Annotated in this window: 16 protein-coding genes and 1 tRNA gene; 1 reads left to right on the top strand and 16 read right to left on the bottom strand. The window is 62.3% G+C overall.

From position 1 onward, the window contains the following. Positions 1-8 precede the first annotated feature (8 nt). Positions 9-85, top strand: a tRNA-Arg gene (locus CAG02_RS15265). Positions 86-151: 66 nt separating this feature from the next. Here the strand turns inward: CAG02_RS15265 and CAG02_RS15260 are convergent. From CAG02_RS15260 to CAG02_RS15185, 16 genes are all read right to left on the bottom strand, one after another. Beyond that, positions 152-421 (bottom strand): hypothetical protein, encoded by a 270-nt coding sequence (locus tag CAG02_RS15260; RefSeq protein WP_244220768.1) that lies wholly within the window; start codon positions 419-421, stop codon positions 152-154. Between the two features lie 20 nt (positions 422-441). Next, positions 442-1,053, bottom strand: a complete 612-nt coding sequence (locus CAG02_RS15255; protein WP_085712645.1) for a hypothetical protein — start codon at positions 1,051-1,053, stop codon at positions 442-444. Beyond that, positions 1,050-1,631 carry an RNA polymerase sigma factor gene (locus CAG02_RS15250; RefSeq protein WP_256576855.1) on the bottom strand — a complete coding sequence of 194 codons (582 nt, stop codon included), beginning with the start codon at positions 1,629-1,631 and terminating at the stop codon, positions 1,050-1,052. The genes CAG02_RS15255 and CAG02_RS15250 overlap by 4 nt, the downstream gene beginning before the upstream one ends. Positions 1,632-1,660: 29 nt before the next feature. After that, positions 1,661-3,352: a VWA domain-containing protein gene (locus tag CAG02_RS15245; protein ID WP_085712794.1), complete on the bottom strand. Its 1,692-nt coding sequence runs from the start codon at positions 3,350-3,352 to the stop codon at positions 1,661-1,663. Positions 3,353-3,438: 86 nt separating this feature from the next. Then, a complete protein-coding gene (locus CAG02_RS15240) occupies positions 3,439-3,999 on the bottom strand; it encodes a YbhB/YbcL family Raf kinase inhibitor-like protein (RefSeq protein WP_085712643.1) in 561 nt (186 codons plus the stop codon). Positions 4,000-4,102: 103 nt separating this feature from the next. Beyond that, the gene (gene pgaD, locus CAG02_RS15235; RefSeq protein ID WP_085712642.1) at positions 4,103-4,633 is read right to left on the bottom strand and encodes a poly-beta-1,6-N-acetyl-D-glucosamine biosynthesis protein PgaD; all 531 of its coding nucleotides are present in this window, start codon (positions 4,631-4,633) and stop codon (positions 4,103-4,105) included. After that, positions 4,630-5,985 (bottom strand): poly-beta-1,6-N-acetyl-D-glucosamine synthase, encoded by a 1,356-nt coding sequence (gene pgaC, locus CAG02_RS15230; RefSeq protein WP_085712641.1) that lies wholly within the window; start codon positions 5,983-5,985, stop codon positions 4,630-4,632. Before pgaC ends, pgaD begins: the two co-directional genes overlap by 4 nt. A gap of 1 nt (position 5,986) precedes the next feature. Next, positions 5,987-7,984, bottom strand: coding sequence for a poly-beta-1,6-N-acetyl-D-glucosamine N-deacetylase PgaB (gene pgaB, locus CAG02_RS15225; RefSeq protein ID WP_085712640.1), 1,998 nt, complete (start codon positions 7,982-7,984; stop codon positions 5,987-5,989). A gap of 12 nt (positions 7,985-7,996) precedes the next feature. Beyond that, positions 7,997-10,480 (bottom strand): poly-beta-1,6 N-acetyl-D-glucosamine export porin PgaA, encoded by a 2,484-nt coding sequence (gene pgaA, locus CAG02_RS15220; RefSeq protein ID WP_085712639.1) that lies wholly within the window; start codon positions 10,478-10,480, stop codon positions 7,997-7,999. 258 nt (positions 10,481-10,738) lie between these two features. Beyond that, positions 10,739-12,250, bottom strand: a complete 1,512-nt coding sequence (locus CAG02_RS15215) for a YdgA family protein (RefSeq protein WP_085712638.1) — start codon at positions 12,248-12,250, stop codon at positions 10,739-10,741. A 199-nt stretch (positions 12,251-12,449) separates the two neighbouring features. Beyond that, positions 12,450-13,085 (bottom strand): NADH:ubiquinone oxidoreductase subunit N, encoded by a 636-nt coding sequence (locus CAG02_RS15210; protein WP_085712637.1) that lies wholly within the window; start codon positions 13,083-13,085, stop codon positions 12,450-12,452. A gap of 93 nt (positions 13,086-13,178) precedes the next feature. Next, positions 13,179-14,621: an efflux transporter outer membrane subunit gene (locus CAG02_RS15205; RefSeq protein WP_085712636.1), complete on the bottom strand. Its 1,443-nt coding sequence runs from the start codon at positions 14,619-14,621 to the stop codon at positions 13,179-13,181. Then, positions 14,618-15,502 (bottom strand): HlyD family secretion protein, encoded by an 885-nt coding sequence (locus CAG02_RS15200; RefSeq protein ID WP_085712635.1) that lies wholly within the window; start codon positions 15,500-15,502, stop codon positions 14,618-14,620. Before CAG02_RS15200 ends, CAG02_RS15205 begins: the two co-directional genes overlap by 4 nt. After that, positions 15,499-15,708: a DUF1656 domain-containing protein gene (locus CAG02_RS15195; RefSeq protein ID WP_007957657.1), complete on the bottom strand. Its 210-nt coding sequence runs from the start codon at positions 15,706-15,708 to the stop codon at positions 15,499-15,501. The genes CAG02_RS15200 and CAG02_RS15195 overlap by 4 nt, the downstream gene beginning before the upstream one ends. Further along, positions 15,705-17,768: an FUSC family protein gene (locus tag CAG02_RS15190; RefSeq protein WP_085712634.1), complete on the bottom strand. Its 2,064-nt coding sequence runs from the start codon at positions 17,766-17,768 to the stop codon at positions 15,705-15,707. The genes CAG02_RS15195 and CAG02_RS15190 overlap by 4 nt, the downstream gene beginning before the upstream one ends. Beyond that, positions 17,765-18,193 carry a MarR family winged helix-turn-helix transcriptional regulator gene (locus tag CAG02_RS15185; protein WP_085712633.1) on the bottom strand — a complete coding sequence of 143 codons (429 nt, stop codon included), beginning with the start codon at positions 18,191-18,193 and terminating at the stop codon, positions 17,765-17,767. The genes CAG02_RS15190 and CAG02_RS15185 overlap by 4 nt, the downstream gene beginning before the upstream one ends. Between the last annotated feature and the right edge of the window lie 22 nt (positions 18,194-18,215).

Below are 18,215 nucleotides of genomic sequence, written 5' to 3'. Positions count from 1 at the left end.
CGCCCGCTGCACCAGTAGCTCAGCTGGATAGAGTACTGCCCTCCGAAGGCAGGGGTCGTGGGTTCGAATCCCGCCTGGTGCGCCATGAACAGAAACGAAAAAGCCTCAGGCCGAAAGGTCTGAGGCTTTTTTGTGCCTGCTGGTTGGCGGCTCACTCCGTCGTCCAGTCAAACTCGTCATATTCATCATCGTCTTCGTCGTCCTCGATCCACTCGTCATCAAGAACGTCTTCCTGCAGATCTTCTTCTGCCTGCTTGGCCAGAAGAAACTCCTTGCGACTCTCCGTCACTGCTCGCCGCAGTTCCTCGCCCTTCACCGGGCAGTTGAGCATTTGGGCGATGCGGTCGATTTTTTGGGCCACGGCATCCTCCAGCGCATCGGCAATGCCCCGATAGTGCGCGTTTTTGCGGGGCAATGCCAAATGGCTGGACGATCAACCGGTCAGTTCTGGCGGATTTGTTCGAGGCGCAGGTCCAGATTCACGCTCGGGTAACGCTTGTGCAGATTGTTGTACAGGGTGTCGGCAGCCTGTGATTGACCGGATTCGCGCAGGCGCAGGACTTCGCGCAGTTGCTCGTCGAGGCCATTGGCCGGGGCGGCGGCGCGCTTGCTGGCTTTGGCTTCGTCAGCTCTGTCGGCGCTGATCGATTCGCTTTGCATCGGCGCAGCCATTTCCGCCATTGGTGCGGGTGCCGGTGCGGATAACGCGCCCGCAGGGGCTGACAATCTTCGGGATTCAACAGCTTCCTTTTGGGCCAGTGGAGCAGCAGGTTTTGTGGCAGGAGCGAAATCGTAATGAGCCACAGGTTCCGGGGCGCGCTGCACCAGCGACAGCATCAGCGCGATACCGACCAGACTGGCGAAAGCCACCTGATAACGCGGCGTCTGGCAGACCTTGAGCCAACGCTGCCACAGACTTGGTTTCGCCGGCGAGACCTGACGATGTGCAGCGTCGAGAATTAGCGCATCGAGATGCTCCGGCGGTTCGGCGTTGTGCTGTTCGCGCACATGTCTGAGCAGTTGCTCTTCGGGTGTCTGGCGGGTGTCCGTCATGTCAGTACCTCCTCGGCCAGCAGCCGACGCAGTTTGTGCTGGGCGTAGCGCAAGCGGCTCTTGACGGTTTCCAGCGGTGTTTCGGTGAGGCTGGCGATTTGCGCCAGGTCGAGGTCGCCGTGGGCGCGCAGCAGGAACACTTCGCGCTGGTCGGCGGGCAAGATTTGCAGGGCGCTGTCCAGGCGCTGGCTGTCGCGACTGAGGCTCAGCAACTGTTCAGGATCGCTCGCGTCGTCACTGACCGCATGGGTCTGTTCGTCGTAGCTGTCATGCAACGGCTGATGGGCGCCGTGCTTGCGCCAGTGATCGATCAGACGGTTGCGGGCAATCTGGAACAGCCAGGTACGAAAAGTCGCCCGACCTTGTGGCTGACTGGCGCTGCGGATCAGGCTCAGCCAGGTTTCCTGATACACCTCTTCGGCCAGTTCCGGTTTGCCGCTCAACCCGAGCAGAAACCGGTACAGGCTCTGGCGATGGCGGGCGTACAAGATCTCGAACGCCTTGCCGTCGCCCTCGCGATAACGGGCCAGCAGCGATTCGTCGCTGCTGGCCTCAAGGCTGTCTGCGCTGGCAAACAGCTGGCTGATAAACCCCTTCAGGCGGCTCACTATTCAATCCGTCGCTCGGTCGGCATCGTGTTGGACGCGGTCGAAGTCCGCAGGCTCTGCGCCAGTTCCACCAGTTGCACGAACTCGTTGCGCAGACCGAAGCGATCATCACCACGGGCACCTCGGGCCAGCGCTTCGGTGTCCTTGAGGCTGAAATCACCGGTATAGCGGCCATCCTTGAGCTGCTGGGAAAACGCAGCGACGGCGGCAGCAAAACGCAGGTCTTTACTGGCGGGCGCCACCTGACTGGCAATCGGCCGCTCGATCAGCAGACTTTTCCCACCTTCAGGCTTTTGATATCGCACACGCAGCATCGCCAATTCTCCTTTCTTCTCGGAAACCACTGCATCGGTTTTTCCGTAACGCAGCGGCTCCAGCCAGCCCTTCTCGCCGGCCGGGACAATTTCATACAGCGCGGTAACCGTATGGCCTGCACCGATTTCACCGGCATCGACCTTGTCATTGCTGAAATCCTCACGCTTGAGCGCGCGGTTTTCGTAGCCGAGCAGCCGGTATTCACTGACCTGCGCCGGGTTGAATTCCACCTGCAATTTGACGTTTTTCGCCACCACGGCGAGAGTCGAACCCAACTGATCCACCAAGACCTTGCGCGCTTCACGCAGATTGTCGATGTAGGCGTAGTTGCCGTCGCCGGCGTCCGCCAGTTGTTCCATCAGGTGTTCATTGTAGTTATCCACACCGAAACCCAGGGTGGTCAGGGAAATCCCGGTCTTGCGTTTATCCACAGCCATTTGCTTGAGGCTGTCGAAGTCGCTGACGCCGACGTTGAAGTCACCGTCGGTGGCCAGCAGGATGCGGTTGATGCCTTTGGGAATGAAGGCTTGTTGCGCCATTTGGTAGGCCAGTTCGATTCCGGAGGCACCAGCGGTCGAGCCTCCCGCAGTCAACTGCTCGATGGCTGTGCGAATTTTCGCTTTTTCCCGTCCGGACGTCGGCTCCAGCACCACTCTGGATTCGCCGGCATAAACCACCAGCGATACGCGGTCCTGCTCGCGCAATTGATCGACCAGCAGCTTCAAGGTGCTTTTGACCAGCGGCAGCCCCTCGCGACGGTCCATCGAGCCGGAGACATCCACCAGAAACACCAGGTTGGCCGGTGCCAGTTCCGCTACTGAACGGTCAGACGCCTTGATGCCGATGCGCAGCAACCGGGTGTGCGGGTTCCAGGGAGAAGCGGCCAGTTCAGTGGTCACGCCGAATGGCGATCCGTCAGTGGGCAACGCATAGTCATAGGGAAAGTAATTGACCATCTCCTCCAGCCGCACCGCGCCTTCCGGCGGCAGACGGCCCTGATTCAGCAGACGGCGGACGTTGGCGTAGGCGCCGGTATCCACATCGGCACTGAAGGTCGAGACGGGCGTTTCGGCAACGCTGTGAATCGGGTTATCGGCCAGGGTTTCATATTGCTCGCGCGGCTCGGCGCGATAGTCCTGTGGATAACTTTCCCCGGCGGGCATCGGTGCAAAACTGGCCGTCGGCACCGCCAATGCACTGCGCTTGGCCAAAGAGTGATCGGCCATGACCCTCTCTTGTTGCGCTACGGGTTTTGACGGGGACTGTGCCGGTGACCGCACGGCGGCGGATTCCGGGTTGGAGGAAACACCGCAACCGGCGACGACCAACAGCACACCGGCAGCCAGGGGTCGCAGAAGCGTCGATGGAAGAGACATGGGGCTGACCTCGAGGAAGAATTGATCCATTCAACCTCTGAGACGGACAGCCCTTTCAGTTCGGGTTAAACGCCGCCGAATTTTTTTCAGCGGTGATAACGCCGCACTGCACTGCTGTTGCGCAGTACATGACCTTTGATCTTTTCCAGCAGTTGAGCGCGGGTCAGGCCGGCCGGCAAGGCGTCGGGGGCCAGGTCCAGTGCATAGATCTGGATGATGTAGTGGTGCGCACTGTCACCGGTCGGCGGGCACGGCCCGACATAAGTGGTCGTGCCTTTGCTGTTGGTGCCGCCCAGGCCTTCGAAAGTCGGCTTGGTGCCGCTGCCGGCCGGGATCTGCCGGGTCGTGGCCTTGATGCCGTAATGAACCCAATGATCGACGCCCAGGCCTTTCTGGCCGTCCGGATCATGCATCACGATGGCGTAGCTCTGGGTGGCGGCCGGGCCGGCGTTCCAGCTCAGCGCCGGGGACAGGTTCTTGCCGCCGCAACCGGCGGCGTCACTGGCTGCCGCCGCGGTGAACAGACGGTTGTCCGAAACACCGGGAATGCTGAGGGTGAAACGCTCTTGGGCCTGCGCCGGAAACTGCACGCAAAGGGCGACGGCAACGGCCGCCAGCCAAGGGTTGAGAGAGGTCAATCGGGTCATTCCGGGAGCACCTTGTGCAGTTGGGCCGTCTTCGGCCTGCAGACTATAGCTGTACCGTTCGTGCCGTGGCAGTGGCAAATGACGCCCATTGGTATCACCGCGCTTACAGACGGTTCGTCGGCTCACGGTTATCGTCGTCCTCGGCATGCAGAAAAATCACCCGCGGATGCTCCAGCGGCGCCAGGGGTGGCGGCAGTTCCGCCGGTTCCACCGGCCACAGGTGCGGCACCACGTGACTGACATCACCGTCCTGATTGTTGTGGATGGTGATGACGCCCGGGCTGCGCAGCTTCTGCAGGCGGTCATCGCACAGCTTGAAGCTTTTGCTCAGGCCGTCATCGTCGACCACCGGCGCGGCCAGACGACGCTGGGCGAAACTGCGGCTCTTGCGCTGTTGATAACGGGCCCAGGAAATCAGGATCACGGCGTTGACCAGCGCCACCCACAAATAAATCTGCAAGGTGCCAAGGGCTTCGAACGCCGAGTTGTCGATGCGCGGCCCGCCGGCATGGGTTTCAATCAGCGGCCACAGCCCGCGCACCAGCAAATACAGCAGGCCAACCCAGGCCAGCACCGTGAGGATCACGTCGATCACCACCAGGAATGGCCGCTGGCGGGTCCGGATGATTTTCATTTGATGACCTCCTCTTCGTCGTCGCCTGCCGGTTTGATGCCCCGGTCAGGGCTGACCCAGCGCGCACGCTTCTGATGCTGGCCGAACAGCACCTTCGGAAAGCTGACCAGTGTGGTCAGCAGACTGATGAACCAGAACACCAACGGATACCAGACCACCCAGAACATGGTTCTGCCCAGACCCGGCTCATAGCGTCGGTCGATGATGATGCTGACCGCGAACTGCACCAGGCAGACAAACGCCAGCAGCAGCCCGGTAAAGGCCGGAGGCATCAGGTGATGCACGGCAATGGCCTCGGGCATGACCATGAACTTGCCCATCGCCCAGAAGATCACCGACAGCAGGAAAGTGAATGCCCAACCGGTCGACAGGCAGTATTCGAACAGCAGCGGCCACAGATAACGGTGACGGTACTGCCAGATCCCGCGAATGTTCTTGAACAGCACTTCGGCACCGCCCTGGGCCCAGCGCAGGCGCTGCTTCCACAGGCCGCGCAAGGTTTCCGGCATCAGGATCCAGCACAGGGCGCGGGGCTCGTAGAAGATGCTCCAGTGATCCAGTTGCAGTTTCCAGCTGATATCAATGTCTTCGGTGATCATGTCCGGGCTCCAGTAGCCGACCCGGTTCAGCGCGGTACGACGAAACGCGACGATCACACCGGACACGGTGAAGATCCGCCCGAACACCCGCTGGGTACGCTTGATCAGCCCGATGATCGACGAGAACTCGCCGACCTGAACCCGCCCGACCAGGGTGGAACGCGTGCGGATCCGCGGGTTGCCGGTCACCGCGCCAAGCCGCGCGTTGTCGAGCATCGGTGCCACGAGATAAGCAGCGGTGTTCGGCGCCAGCAGCGCGTCACCGTCGATGCACACCAGATATTCACTGCGCGCAGCAATGGCGCCCATGCGCAGGGCCACGGCCTTGCCCTGGTTTTCCGCCAGGTGCAGCACCCGCAAACGTGGGTCTTCTTTGGCCAGCGCATCCAGCACTTGCGCGGTGTTGTCCTTGGAACCGTCGTTGATCGCGATGACTTCGATGTTCGGGTAATGCTGGGCCAGCGCCGCGTGAATGGTATCGGCGGCGTTGTCGCCCTCGTTGTAGCAAGGGATCAGGATCGAAATCAGCGGTTCGCCTTCCAGCGGTGGTGGCAGCGTGTCGTCCTTCCACGGCCAGTGTCGTTCCCAGTGCAGCCAGAAATACAGGCCGCCGGAAATCCACAACCCGGACATAAACAGCGGGTAGAAGAACACGAAGTCCATCAGGAATTGCCCGGTGACCAGGAAGATCAGCCCCAGCGGGACGCCGAGGACGATCGCCAGAACAAGCAGGGCCAGCAGTCTATCCAGCATGTCATGGGTTCCATTTGTTGGAGAGCGCAGGCCGCACGGTTTTCAGGTCCGGCAGGTTCTCGAGGAAGTTGTCCGGGTAGTAGCCGAAACTCGTCGCGCCCTGACGCTTGAGGCGGCCCATCCAGTCGGCCAGTTGAACACCGTCGATGTCGGCCTGATCCTTTTTCGTCCAGTCCCGGGCCTGCAATTCGAACACCGTGCGATCCAGCGCACCGGGGCGCTGTTTGATCTTCGCCACCAGTTCTTCCAGCCACGGGCCGGATTGCGCATGGGTCTGTTTTTCCATGAGCGGCATGGCCATCGGCGCCGTCCAGTCGTAGCTCACGAGGAAGTCGTCGAGGTTCTGCGCGAACCACGCTTCGCTCTCGGGGTTGAGAATCGGCTCGGCGAAGATGTTGCGCGCAGTCAGCACCTGCGGGCCACGGATCGCCCGGACCTTGGCGGTCAGTTCGTTAGTGAAGTCGATCAGGTAACGGCTCTTGAACCGGGTCCAGCGCTGCATGGCCGCCGGATCTTCACGCAGGGCGGCAATCGAGCCCGGCAGACCGTGAGCGGCATAGGCCTTCAACGCTTCGGGGCTGGCGTCCTCGAAATCCGACAGCACGGCGTCATCGTGGTAGAGGATGCCGTCGACCGAGGTCAGGCGCGCCACGTCTTCGTAGATTTCACCGATGATCCGCCGCACCTCGGGATCGAACGGCGACAGTCGCTTGTACTGATCCGGGTCGACTGAAGTGGTGCCGGTCTTCGGATCCCAACGCGTGACTCGCGGCAGTTTTGAATCCAGCGCAAAACTCAGCACCGGCATCCAGGCGAACACTTTCACGTGAGCCCGGGTACGCAGTTGCCAGGCGACACGGTCGAAAATATCGGCACGCACCGGCAAGTGGCGGTTGGGGAAGTACAGCGAATGCACCAGGCCATCGCCTTTCGGATCAGCGAAGGCTTGCAGGAACACGGTGTTGGCGCCCATGTCGGCCATGCGCTGGATCAGCTTGCCGAGGTTCACTTCCTGCTGCGCCGGATCCGGGTCATAGACGTTATCCAGATCCACGTGCACCACGCGCATGGCGAAGTCCGACTGCACCGCGACGATGCTGTTGGCGAAGTGTTCGCCATCCGGGTCGGACGCAACGAGGAACCGTGGGCTGCTCATCAGGTTGTCGAGGGCATCGAGACCGTCGTCGAGGGTCAGGGCCATTTCGTAACCCTGCTCACTTACCACAGTCAGTGAAGTACCGTCCGCCGTGCCGTAGGGCCAGACCCAGACCCGTGGTTTCTTGCCGGTGGCCTTGCGGATTTTTTCCGAGATGGTGGCCACGTCGGTGCGAATCCGCGCCTGGAAATCCGCCTCAGACTCATAACGTTTGGTCACAGGGTCATAACGCCGGGTCGCCGCCGCCGGCTGCATGTTGCCTTGCGGGTTGGCGAGGATGCCTTTGTGGCTGGCGTCGGTGTGAGCTGCGATTTCCACCAGGCCGGATTGCGAAATTTCGCGCACCTGATCCCAGGTCAGGAAGTCGGAACGCGGGCGCATGGCGCCGGCAAAATCCACCGGCTGATTCAGCGGCGTGTCGATCCAGACGCCCACCGGTGCCAGCAGCGCATGCCAGTTATAGGCGCGCAGCACCGGCATCACGCGGGTGTAGAAACTCGCGTAGCCGTCGTCGAAGCTGAGCAGGATCGCTTTGGGCGGCAGTTCCGGCCCACCTTTGCGCGCGGCCATGATCTGATCGACCGTCACCGGCTTGTAGTCGTTTTCCCGCAGCCACGCCAGTTGCTCGATCATGCGCTCGGTGCGCACCGCCACCACGGCCTGATCGGGATCACGATCCTCGACGTCGTGATAGGCGATGCCCAACACGTGGTTTTTCGGCCATGGCTTTTCATTGGCCGCCACCGGGCGCTCGGACGGCGGCGCGAAGGCCGGGGCTTGCTGGGCGCAGGCGCTGACCAGCAGCACTCCCAGCAGAAGGATGAAACGCGAAATAAAAGGCATCTTCAAACTCTTCTAGAAGCGGAAAGTGAGGTCGACGAGCAGACGCAGATCGGTTTCCCGATCACCGTCGTAGGGCCGGTTGATCACACTGAACAAGCCGCCCACCTCGAATACGTCGTTCCAGGCATAACGCTGGCCGTAGCCGAGCATCGCCATGCCGCCGGTGCCGTGGTCTCGCTGGCTGTACGTACCCGCACCGGCCTGGAACTGCTGGCTCCAGGAGGTTTCGTAGCGGTGGTAGAGCACGTGGTTGACGTTGACCGTCGGCATCACGCTGAAGTCCGCCTTCGGGTTGTAGTAAGGCACGTCTTCGGAATTCGAGTTGTGGCTGGTGCTGACTTCCAGACCGGCATCGACCTGCACATGAGTCGTGCTGTAGACGCCCTCGCGCCCGGTCAGCAAGGCTTCGACGCGGTTGTTGCCGTCGCTGAAATGCGAAGGGCTGACCGACAGTTTCCACTCGCGGCTTTCGTTGGCGCGCCAGCGGATGAAACCGCTGCCGCCGTTGGCCTTGATGTTGCTGTTCAACGCCCGCAGCGGGGTGTCGGCCGACAGGTATTCAAGGCTGCCGCCGTACTGCCAGTTGTCGTTGATGTCCCGGGCAATCGCCAGACGAGCGCCCTGCTTGTCGCCGTAACCGTAGGAATGGTTGGAGACTTCGGCTTCAAGGGTCATGTCACGGGTGCGACGCTCCAGACCGACACGCTGGAAGCGGTGATTGCCGGTACCCTCGGCAAAGTCGCCAGTGGCGTAACCGATCCCCGCGAACACCCGCCAGTCTTCATCGATCGGCGGACTGTACAGCGTGCTCTGGATGCCGAAGTCCCGGCTGCCGCTGACCGCGCCGGCATTGCCACCGCTGCCGCCATTGGCCTTGCCGCCGTAGGCTTCGACGCGCAGCTCGGACATGTCATGCACTTCACGCTCGCGGGCCGCTCGCTGCACCTGGCGGTTGTCCGGGAATCGCTCGACGACGTCGTCGGTCAGGGCATCCATCTGCCTCCATTCCTGAAGCGTCATGGCCGTGCGGGCCTGAGCGACTTCCAGGCCCATGTCCCGGGGCACCATGCTCTCGACTTCCTTGAGCTGACTTTCCGCACGACGCGGCCATTGGCGGGCCAGGTACAGATCGGCCTGGGACAGGCGCAAACCGACGTTGCCCGGCGCCTGATCGACCAGTGTCTGCAAACGGTCCTCGCCATGGGGCAGGTCCGCGCCGTAGGTGCCGGCGGCCTGGGCCGACAGCAATTGGGCGTCCATCCAGTCGTCGCTGGGGTTGCCGATCGGCAGACCCTTGAGTTCTACGCGGGGTTTCTCGTTTTTGGCCAGGTCTTCGGCGACCTTGCGTGCTTCTTCGGCACGGTCGCTTTCCAGCAGCGAGTAGTACAGCGCGGTGGTGTCTTCGAGGCGATCACCGGCATCGGCGTCCGGTGCCGAGAGCACCTGGCGATACAGGTCGGTAGAAACTTCCGGCTGACGCTGATCCAGATAGGACGCGGCCACCCAGCGCAGGGCGTAGGTCGGAATCTTCACGCCTTCGGCTTGCAGCTTCTGGTATTCGGTAATGACGTCGGCGGTGCGCGCCCGGGCCTTGAGGGCGCCCATGCGATCGATGCGCCAGCGGGTCACGTCATCGTGGGCGCTGGCGTCGGGGGTCCAGGTGGCGAGCAGTTTGTCGTAGTCGGCCAGTGCGCGGTCGGCGATCACGTAGCGTTCTTTTTCGCTGCGGGTAGCGAATTCCGCGAGACGCACCCGTTCGGCAGCCAGATCGCCTTCGAGGCGGCGCAGGGTCACCGGATCGATCAATCCCGGCCGCTGGTTGGCCAGGCGCAGTGCAGGCTCGGGCAGGCGAGCCTTTTGCAGGGCGACCACGTATTCACGGGCGACTTCCGGTTTGCTGCCGGCGCGAACGAAGGCCTGATCGTATTCAAACAGTGCGTCGTATTGTTTGCCGGCGCGGGTCAGGGCATAGCCCAGTGCTAGACGGCGGGATGGATCATCGGGTTTCGCGGCAACCAACGCCTTGGCGCGGGCCACGGCTTCATCGGGTTTGCCGGAATCAGCCTGGGTCAACGCCAGACCCAGTTGCAGGTCGGCATTGTTCGGCTCCAGCGCCAGGGCCTTGTTGTAGACCTCGGTGGCCTGATCCCAACGCTTGAGATTGCGATAGGCGCGGGCGGTGGCGGTCAGGGCCTGAACGGGCAGGACACGGTTGCGGCCCTCGGTTTCATAAACCTTGATCACTTCGGCATCGAGCCCGGCCCAACTGGCGATTTGCAGGTGATCGCTGACCTGCCCGGTGGTCGACTGGCCCGGCGGAACCTGACGCAGCACGTTCAGTGCTGGCGTGGTTTGCCCGGCACGCGCATCACGCACCATCTGATCATAGGGCGTATCGGCCAGCGCCAATGCGGGCCAGAGCAACTGGCTGCACAGCGCGACTCGAAACAAAGGGCGTAAACCACGATGTAATACGGGAACATCAATACGCGGCATTCGTCAGCATCCTTACATGGCCAGCCGGGTAGCTACGCCCCCCCTTGCCCGATTCGTGACGGAGGCCAAGTCGGTATCACTCGGCCAAGCTAATCCAAGCAGTCTTGCACGCAAGCGTAGACCAATATTCAGAACACAATATTTGTTCAGATTCGTGACCGGAAACGCGGGGGCTCGCCGCAAACGCAGATTCCAGACAGCAAAACGCCCGGCGTTTGCGGGAGGCAAAGGCCGGGCGCTGAGGTATTGCGCGGGGTTTTACTGTTCCTGGCTGACGCTGACGCCGGCAAATTTGCTCATCAGGAAACCGACGAATTGCTCGACGGTCATCTTCTGGCCGTTGAACTCCACCTGATTGGCGGCGTAGTGCAACTTGGTCGTCACATTGGTGCCATCCAGCGTTGCCAGCTGCGAACCCACGGCCATGCCCGAGAACATGTCGGCCGCGGCGCTGGCCTGATCAACAATCGCTTTGGCGTCGGTCTGACCGTCGATCTGGGCCTGTACGCTGAGCAGATCCACCAGCATTGGCTTGGATACCTGCACATTGAGGTCAAGCAGGGCGATCAGTTGTTTGCCCAGTTGATCCGGCGGCAGGTCCATCGAGGCCGGTTTGGTCAGGTCGAGCACCAGGTTGGCGCGGCTTTCACCGTTGGCGGTTTTCAGCGACAGGTCTTCCAGCGCCAGTTGCGGGCCGGCGGCCAGCAATTTCTGCATGTCAGCCTTAACCTGCGCGGACTCGGCTTCGGTCAGGTTCAGCTCGGGAGCCGGCAGGCCGGCGGCGGTGGCTTCGGCGGCGGCTTTTTCGTACGGCTGCAGTTTGGTCTGGTAGATCTGCATCAGCGACAGGGCCGACGGGATGTCGAGGTTTTTCAGGCTCATGGCCAGGTTGGCCGAGCCGATTTTCTTGTCGTTGAGGGTCACTTCGCCGATTTTGTAGTCGGCACGACCGGAGGCGTTGCTGCCGTTCTCTTCGGTGAGGTTCTTCATCTCGAAGTTCTTCACGCCCAGCACCAACTGCTTGGCGCCGAAAGTGGTTTTGCTGCTGGTCAGCTCCAGCGTGTTCTCACCGGTGTAGTAGCCGTAGCTGCTCTTGTTCAGGTTGCTGGCCAGGGTCAGGCCGTTGAGTTCGATCTGCACCGGCGCCTGATCTTCGGCCACGGTGGTCAGGTGCAGGCTGTCCATGTAGCCATTGGCCTTGACCTTCTGCGCCTGGGCGCTGGCGGAAATGTCCATGTTCAGACCGGAAAACTTCAGGCTCGACTTGTCATCCAGCGCGGTTTCCAGCGGCAGCAGTTCGAGGTTGCCGGTGGTGGACTGGTCGTAGCCGATGTTGACCACACCCTTGAGTGGCGCAGCGCCCTTGGTGGCGGCGAACCATTTTTCGGTGACCGGAGTCTTTTCCAGCTCGTAGTGACTGGTGGCCATGACCGGCAACCATTTCAGCGAGACCAGACGCGAGAACGGCAGCGGGCCGTGTTCGATGTGGTCGACGAACAGCAGCTCGACCGGCGCTTCGCCGAACATCTCGCCTTCACCCTTGAGGCGATAGTGCGCGGTGCTGCTGAAGGTGTGACGCTCCAGCGATACCAGCTCCAGCGACGCGCTGCCGTTGGAACCGGCCATGGCGGTTTGCAGCTCTTTGTTGGCGTCGACGACGGCGTTGTTGAGCACGCCTTCAATCTTGGTGCCCGTATACCAGGCCCCGCCGACGCTGATGGCGCCGATGGCAACAACGATTCCGAGAAGCACGCCTGCTGATTTATTCATGAATGACCTGATCGATTTCCGTGGCTGAATGTATGGTCGTCTTCCGTGAACCCGTGACCGGGCCGTGGTTCGACTCCGCTGAATTTAGCGGTGGAGATTAGCACTGGCCGCGCAGGGCGGCCCAATGTTTAAAGGTTAAAGAGTGTCCACGGGACATGGACAAACAAAAAGATCGCCGGGTTCGGCGATCTTTTCGGGATCAGGAATATTGGACCTCGATCTCGTCGAGCTGATGATCGAAGCTTTTCAGCCTCGCGGTCCAGGTGTACACGAGCACCTCGAAATCCCGGTCGATCACCGCCCCGCCCGGCCCGTCGCCACGCGGATCACAGAAATCCAGCTGATAGCGCTCGCGGGCCATGGCCGTGGCCACGTCGGACAGTTCACGGGCGTTGTTCAGCCAGTGCCAGCCGTCATCGGCGACCTGCCTGTCGAGTTCCAGGCATTGTTTTTTCAGGGCTTCGAGGCTTTTTTCCAGCGGGGTGCCGGTGAGTTCGCCCATGACCTCGGCGAAGGTGCGTCCGGGTTGCCAGTAGCTGCCCCAGAAGTAGCGGTCGAACACGGTTTCGACTTTGCGCAGCGCGACTTTGGTGTCCCAGATCAGCAGCAGGGTCTTGCTTTGCTCAAGCTGGCGCTTCTTGAGTCGTTGCACCTGCACCAGCGACCAGGCCACCACGACGATCGCCATCACCGCGATCAACGCGGTCGCGCTGTCGAGGAAGACCATCGCCTTGTCGATCTGATGGGCCAGCATGATGCCGTAGAAATAGGTGGCAGACAGCAGCACCAGTGCGACCAGGGCGCACCAGAAGCCGAGAGCGTAAGGGTTTTTCATTATTGGTTTCCCCTAGACCTGCGCTAGCAATGTGCACTGAAAAGGCGCCTTGCTCTGGGCGCCCCTCCAACACTTCAAAGCATAGCAACGGCCTCAGGGTTTGCTGGCGCTCGAGGCTTGCGTTCGTCCGCTTTCCCAACCGCCGCCGAGGGCGAGGAACAAATCGATCTGGCTCATGGCAACCTGGGTGTTGGCGGCGGCCAGTTGCGCGGTGACATCGGTGTAGGTGCGGGTGGCTTGCAGATCGGCGAGGAACGACTCGCGGCCCGCCTGGAAGAAGCGGTGAGTCTGGTCAGCCGCCAGCTTCGCCGACTGCTCGGCATCGGCCAGGGCATCGCGGCGTTGCAGCAGCGCGGTGTACTGAGCCAGACCGGTCTGGGTTTCACGGATGGCGTTGAGCACCACGCCGTCGAAATGCGCCAGCGCGCCTTGGGTCGAGGCTTCGGCTTCGCGGATCCGTGCCCGGGCGCCGTTGGTCGGCACCTTCCAGCTCAGCGACGGGCCAAAGCCCCAGCGGTTGGTCGACGGGTCGCCAAGGTCGGAAACAATGCCGACGGTGCCGATGGTCGCGCCGATGCTGATGTCCGGGTACAGCTCGCCGGTGGCAACGCCGATCCCGGCGGTCGCGGCGGCCAGTCGACGCTCGGCCTGGCGGATATCCGGACGGCGCTTGAGCAATGCAGCGCCATCACCGACCGGCACCAGTTGGGCGATTTTCGGCAGTTCGGCGCAGGTCGCGGTGCCGGCCGGTAATTGATCGACCGGTTTGGCCAGCAGCATCGACAGACGGAACAACCCGGCCTGACGCGCCGCTTCATAACGCGGCAGATCGGCGCGCAGGGACTTGAATTGGGTCTGCGAACGGGTGACCTGGGTTTCGTCGCCGCGCCCGGCATCGCGCAGACGCTGGATCAGCGTGGTGCTCTGGGATTGCAGGTCGAGGGAGTGCTGAGCGATTTCCCGTTCTTCGTTGGCCGCACAAACCTGGGTGTAAGCCCGGACCACATCGGCGACCAGGGTGATGCGCGCGGTGTCGGCGGCGGCCTGAGTCGCGTCGGCGTTGGCTTTCGCCGCTTCGATCCCGCGCTGCAGAACGCCCCACAGGTCGAACTGGTAGGACGCGCTGATGCCGATGTCGGCGACGTTGGCCACCGGGACCTTCTCCGGCAACAGAAACGCCTGACCGGACTCCTGCAAGCGCTGGGCGCCCATTTTCACGCCGCCGCTCCAGCCACCGGCTGCCTCGGCCTCATCGACCTGCGCACGGGCCCGCGACAGGTTCGCCGCCGCCACCCGCAGATCGGTGTTTGAGGCCATGGCCTGCTGCACCAGTTGATCCAGACGCGGATCGCGATACAACCGCCACCAGTCCGCCGGCACGGGAGTAGAAACTACAGGCTTGCCGGCCACCGCCAGATCGCCCTGAAAATCCTTGCGCTGAATCGCCGCATCACCCGGCAGGTGATAGTCCGGCCCGACCATGGAACAGGCCGACAGCATCATGCCCAGCCCGGCGATCATCAGGGCCCTGCTCATTTCGCGGGCTCCTGCTGATCGTCGATGATCGATACGGTGGCGGTACGCCCGGCGATCATGCGGAAGTCTTCCGGTACGTCGTCGAAGGCGATACGCACCGGAATCCGCTGGGCCAGACGCACCCAGCTGAAGGCCGGGTTGACGTTGGGCAGCAGGTTGCTGCCGCTCGAACGGTCACGGTCTTCGATGCCGGCGACGATGCTTTCGACATGCCCGCGCAAACGGGCGCGGTCGCCGATCACGCGGATATCCACCGACTGACCGATATGGATGCCGTCGAGTTTGGTCTCTTCGAAATAGCCGTCGATGTGGAACGAATTGCTGTCCACCACCGACAACACCGGACGCCCGGCGGTGACGAACTCTTGCGCGCGCGGCGCACGGTCGTTGACGTAGCCGTCCACCGGGCTGCGGATCACCGAACGGTCGAGGTTGAGCTGGGCGCTGTCCACCGTCACCAGCGCTTCGGCCAGTGCCGATTGCGCACGGGCTACTTTCGACTGACTTTCTTCCAGCTGTTCCGCCGGCACGAGATTGCCCAGACCACGGTTACGCTTGGCTTCACGCTGGGCCTGAGCGAGGGTTTCTTCGCGGTCGGCAACGGCTGCCTTGGCCTGACGCAGCGCCAGTTTGAAACGGTCCTGATCGATGCTGAAGAGCACCTGGCCACGTTTCACCAACTGGTTGTCCTTGACCTCGACCTGCTGGATCAGCCCGGATACATCCGGGGCAATCTGCACGATGTCGGCACGGATGTGGCCGTCGCGGGTCCAGGGCGCGAACATGTAATACATCACCATGCGCCAGACCACGACGACGGCGAAAGCCACGATCAGCAAGGTCAGCATCACGCGACCGATAGTCAAAAACGGTTTTTTCATGTCATCAGGTATCGACTGAGTGAGTCCACGCCGTACAGCATCACGGCGTAGAGGGCCACGTTGAACAATGCCCGGTGCCAGACCAGACGGTAAAAATGCAGGCGTGTGAGCACGCCATGTACCAGTACAAACAACACATACGTGATGCCCATCAGCACCAGCAGGGTCGGCAGGAAGATGCCGCTGATGTCCAGGTCACCGATCATAGGGGCGCTCCTTCGGGAAGCGGTTCTTCGGGCTCGGCACTGGAGACGAATTCAACGCCGGGCAACAGCGCCAGACGCAAACCGCTCAAGGCGTGCAACAGGTGTAGTCGGGTTTCTTCATCGCCGTGGCCGTTGAGCGCACGACGGGTACGGTCCATGGTCATCAGCAAGGCGCTCGGCGCCGGCAGGCGTTCGCCGGCCTTGAGGCAGGCGCGGAAATACTCGCCGACCTCGGCCACCACTTGCTGCAGCAACGCGTTCGGCGCACCGGTCACGCGTGGTGTGTAGGCCAGCAGGTCGAGCAGGTTCAGCCCCACCCGCACTTCGCGCATGGCGATGCCGGTGTCCTGACCGGTCAGCGCCAGACGCGGCAGGTGCTGCATCAAGCGGTCGAGCAACTGCACGCCCAGTTGCCGGTGCTCGGCGAGGTTCGCCGGCTCGGTCATGCTGACGATGTCTTTCCAGCTGAAACGGGTCAGGCGCTTGGCCGCCAGTTCGGCGCCGAACGGCCGGGCGATCAGGGTCCAGATGAAAGCGAACAACAGCCCCAGCGGCCCCGCCAGGTTGGAGTTGGCGAACGCAAAGAAGTCGGCGTCGTAGGCGCCCTGGATGCTGATGAACGACGAGGTGTTCACCAGCGTCAGCAACATGCCGAGGTAGAACCGTGGCTGCACCGTAAGCGTACCGACGCAGATGAACGGGATGGCAAACGCCAGCACCAGCATCGGGAAGTCGTGCAGGTTCGGCAGCACCAGAAACAGGTACAGACTGGCGAACAGCACCGACATCCCGGTCCAGAAAAAGAACCGGTAAATCTGCGGCGCCGGGTCGTCCATCGAGGCAAAGAAACTGCACGACACCGCCGCCAGAATCACCGCGCTGCCGCCGTCGGTCCAGCCCAGCAGAATCCACAGCGTCGAGGCGACGATGATCGCCAGAATGGTCGACGCCACCGAATACAGCATCAGTCCACGGTCGAGGAACGGCGTCAGACGACCGAGGCGCCAGTGGCGGTAAACCGCGCGCCAGCTGTCCTGGCGTTCGCACAGGATCGCGTCCTGCAGACTGCGGCAGTCCTGCCACAGATCGATGAATTCGCCGAGGCGGTACAACGCGTTGGAGAACAGCAACTGTTTGCGATCTTCCAGGGCTTCGGCGCTCGGTTGCAGGGCTTCGAGCTGATCCCGCAGGGCTTGCCAGCGGTCGAGATCGGCGTCTTTGTAGCCGAGCCATTCCCGGGTGGCAGTGAGCAGCGGCGCGAATTTTTCCACCAGTTCCGGCGTGCGCCGTTCGAGGGCGTAGAGCGAATCCTCCAGCGCATCGATCACCGGCAGCAGATGAATCATCCGCCCGCGCAGTTCCTTGGTGTTGCGCACCGTCTGCGGCCGCGCGCCTTCGTGGGGCAACTGACCGATCATCAGTTCCAGACTGTTGAAACTGCCGACCATGGCCATGCGCAGGGCGGTGACTTCTTCGGGGTTCACGTCGCGGCTGAGGAACTTCAGGCTGTAGGTGGTCGCATCGGCGAACCACTTGCCCACGGCATCGTTGAACACCGGCGCCAGGCGCCGTGGCCAGAACATCGCCCCGACCACGGCAGCGACCGCAATGCCGAGGAAGATCTCTTCAGTCCGCGCTTCCGCCACGTCCCACACGGCCAGCGGGTTATCCACCACCGGCAGGGCGATCAGCGGCAAGGTGTAGCCGGCGAGCATCAGCGCATAGTTGTTGGCGGTGCGCAGATGCAGGGACAGGAACAGCAGAATCCCGGTCCACAACGCGATGACCACCACCAGCACATACGGGCTCTGCACGAACATCGGCACGAACAGCACCGCCGCAGCGGCGCCGAGGAACGTACCGATCGCCCGATACAGCGCCTTGGAACTGGTCGGCCCGAGGAACGGGCTGGAAACGATGTACACCGTGGCCATCGCCCAGTACGGACGCGGCATCTGCATCAGCAAGGCGATGTACAGCGCGATCATCGACGCCGCGAAGGTACGGATCCCGTAGAACCAGTCCCGGGCCGGAGGAATGCCGGAAAAAAAGCCGTTCACGGATGGGTCACCGCTGGCGGACTGGCCGCTTCGAAAGCCCTCAATACTCGAAGCGTAGCTTCCAGATCACTCCGGTCGATGCCTTCGAGCACTTCATTACGCAGACGCACCAGCTCGCCTTCCACCGCCTGCACCAGCTCGCGGCCGGTGTCGGTGAGGCTCAGGCATTTGGCCCGGCGATCCTGCGGATCTTCAGTGCGGCAGACGTAGCCGGCGTGGCACAACTGATCGAGCAGCCGCACCAGCGAAGGACTCTCGATCCCCGCCGCCTGTGCCACCTGCACCTGATGCACACGCTCCCCCAGCCGCCCGATCATCAAGAGCGGGACGGCGCAGGCTTCGGAAATTCCATAGTTGACCAGCGTGGTCTGGCAGATCTTCCGCCAATGCCTGGCGGCCACCACCATGGCACTGCTGATGTTCATCTGGAGGGATTCGAGGTTGTTC

It is taken from the genome of Pseudomonas sp. R43(2017) (genome assembly GCF_002112345.1).
Classification (GTDB): domain Bacteria; phylum Pseudomonadota; class Gammaproteobacteria; order Pseudomonadales; family Pseudomonadaceae; genus Aquipseudomonas; species Aquipseudomonas kribbensis.
The sequence above is the reverse complement of the archived record's forward strand: the minus strand, read 5'-3'. Positions and strand labels throughout refer to the sequence as shown.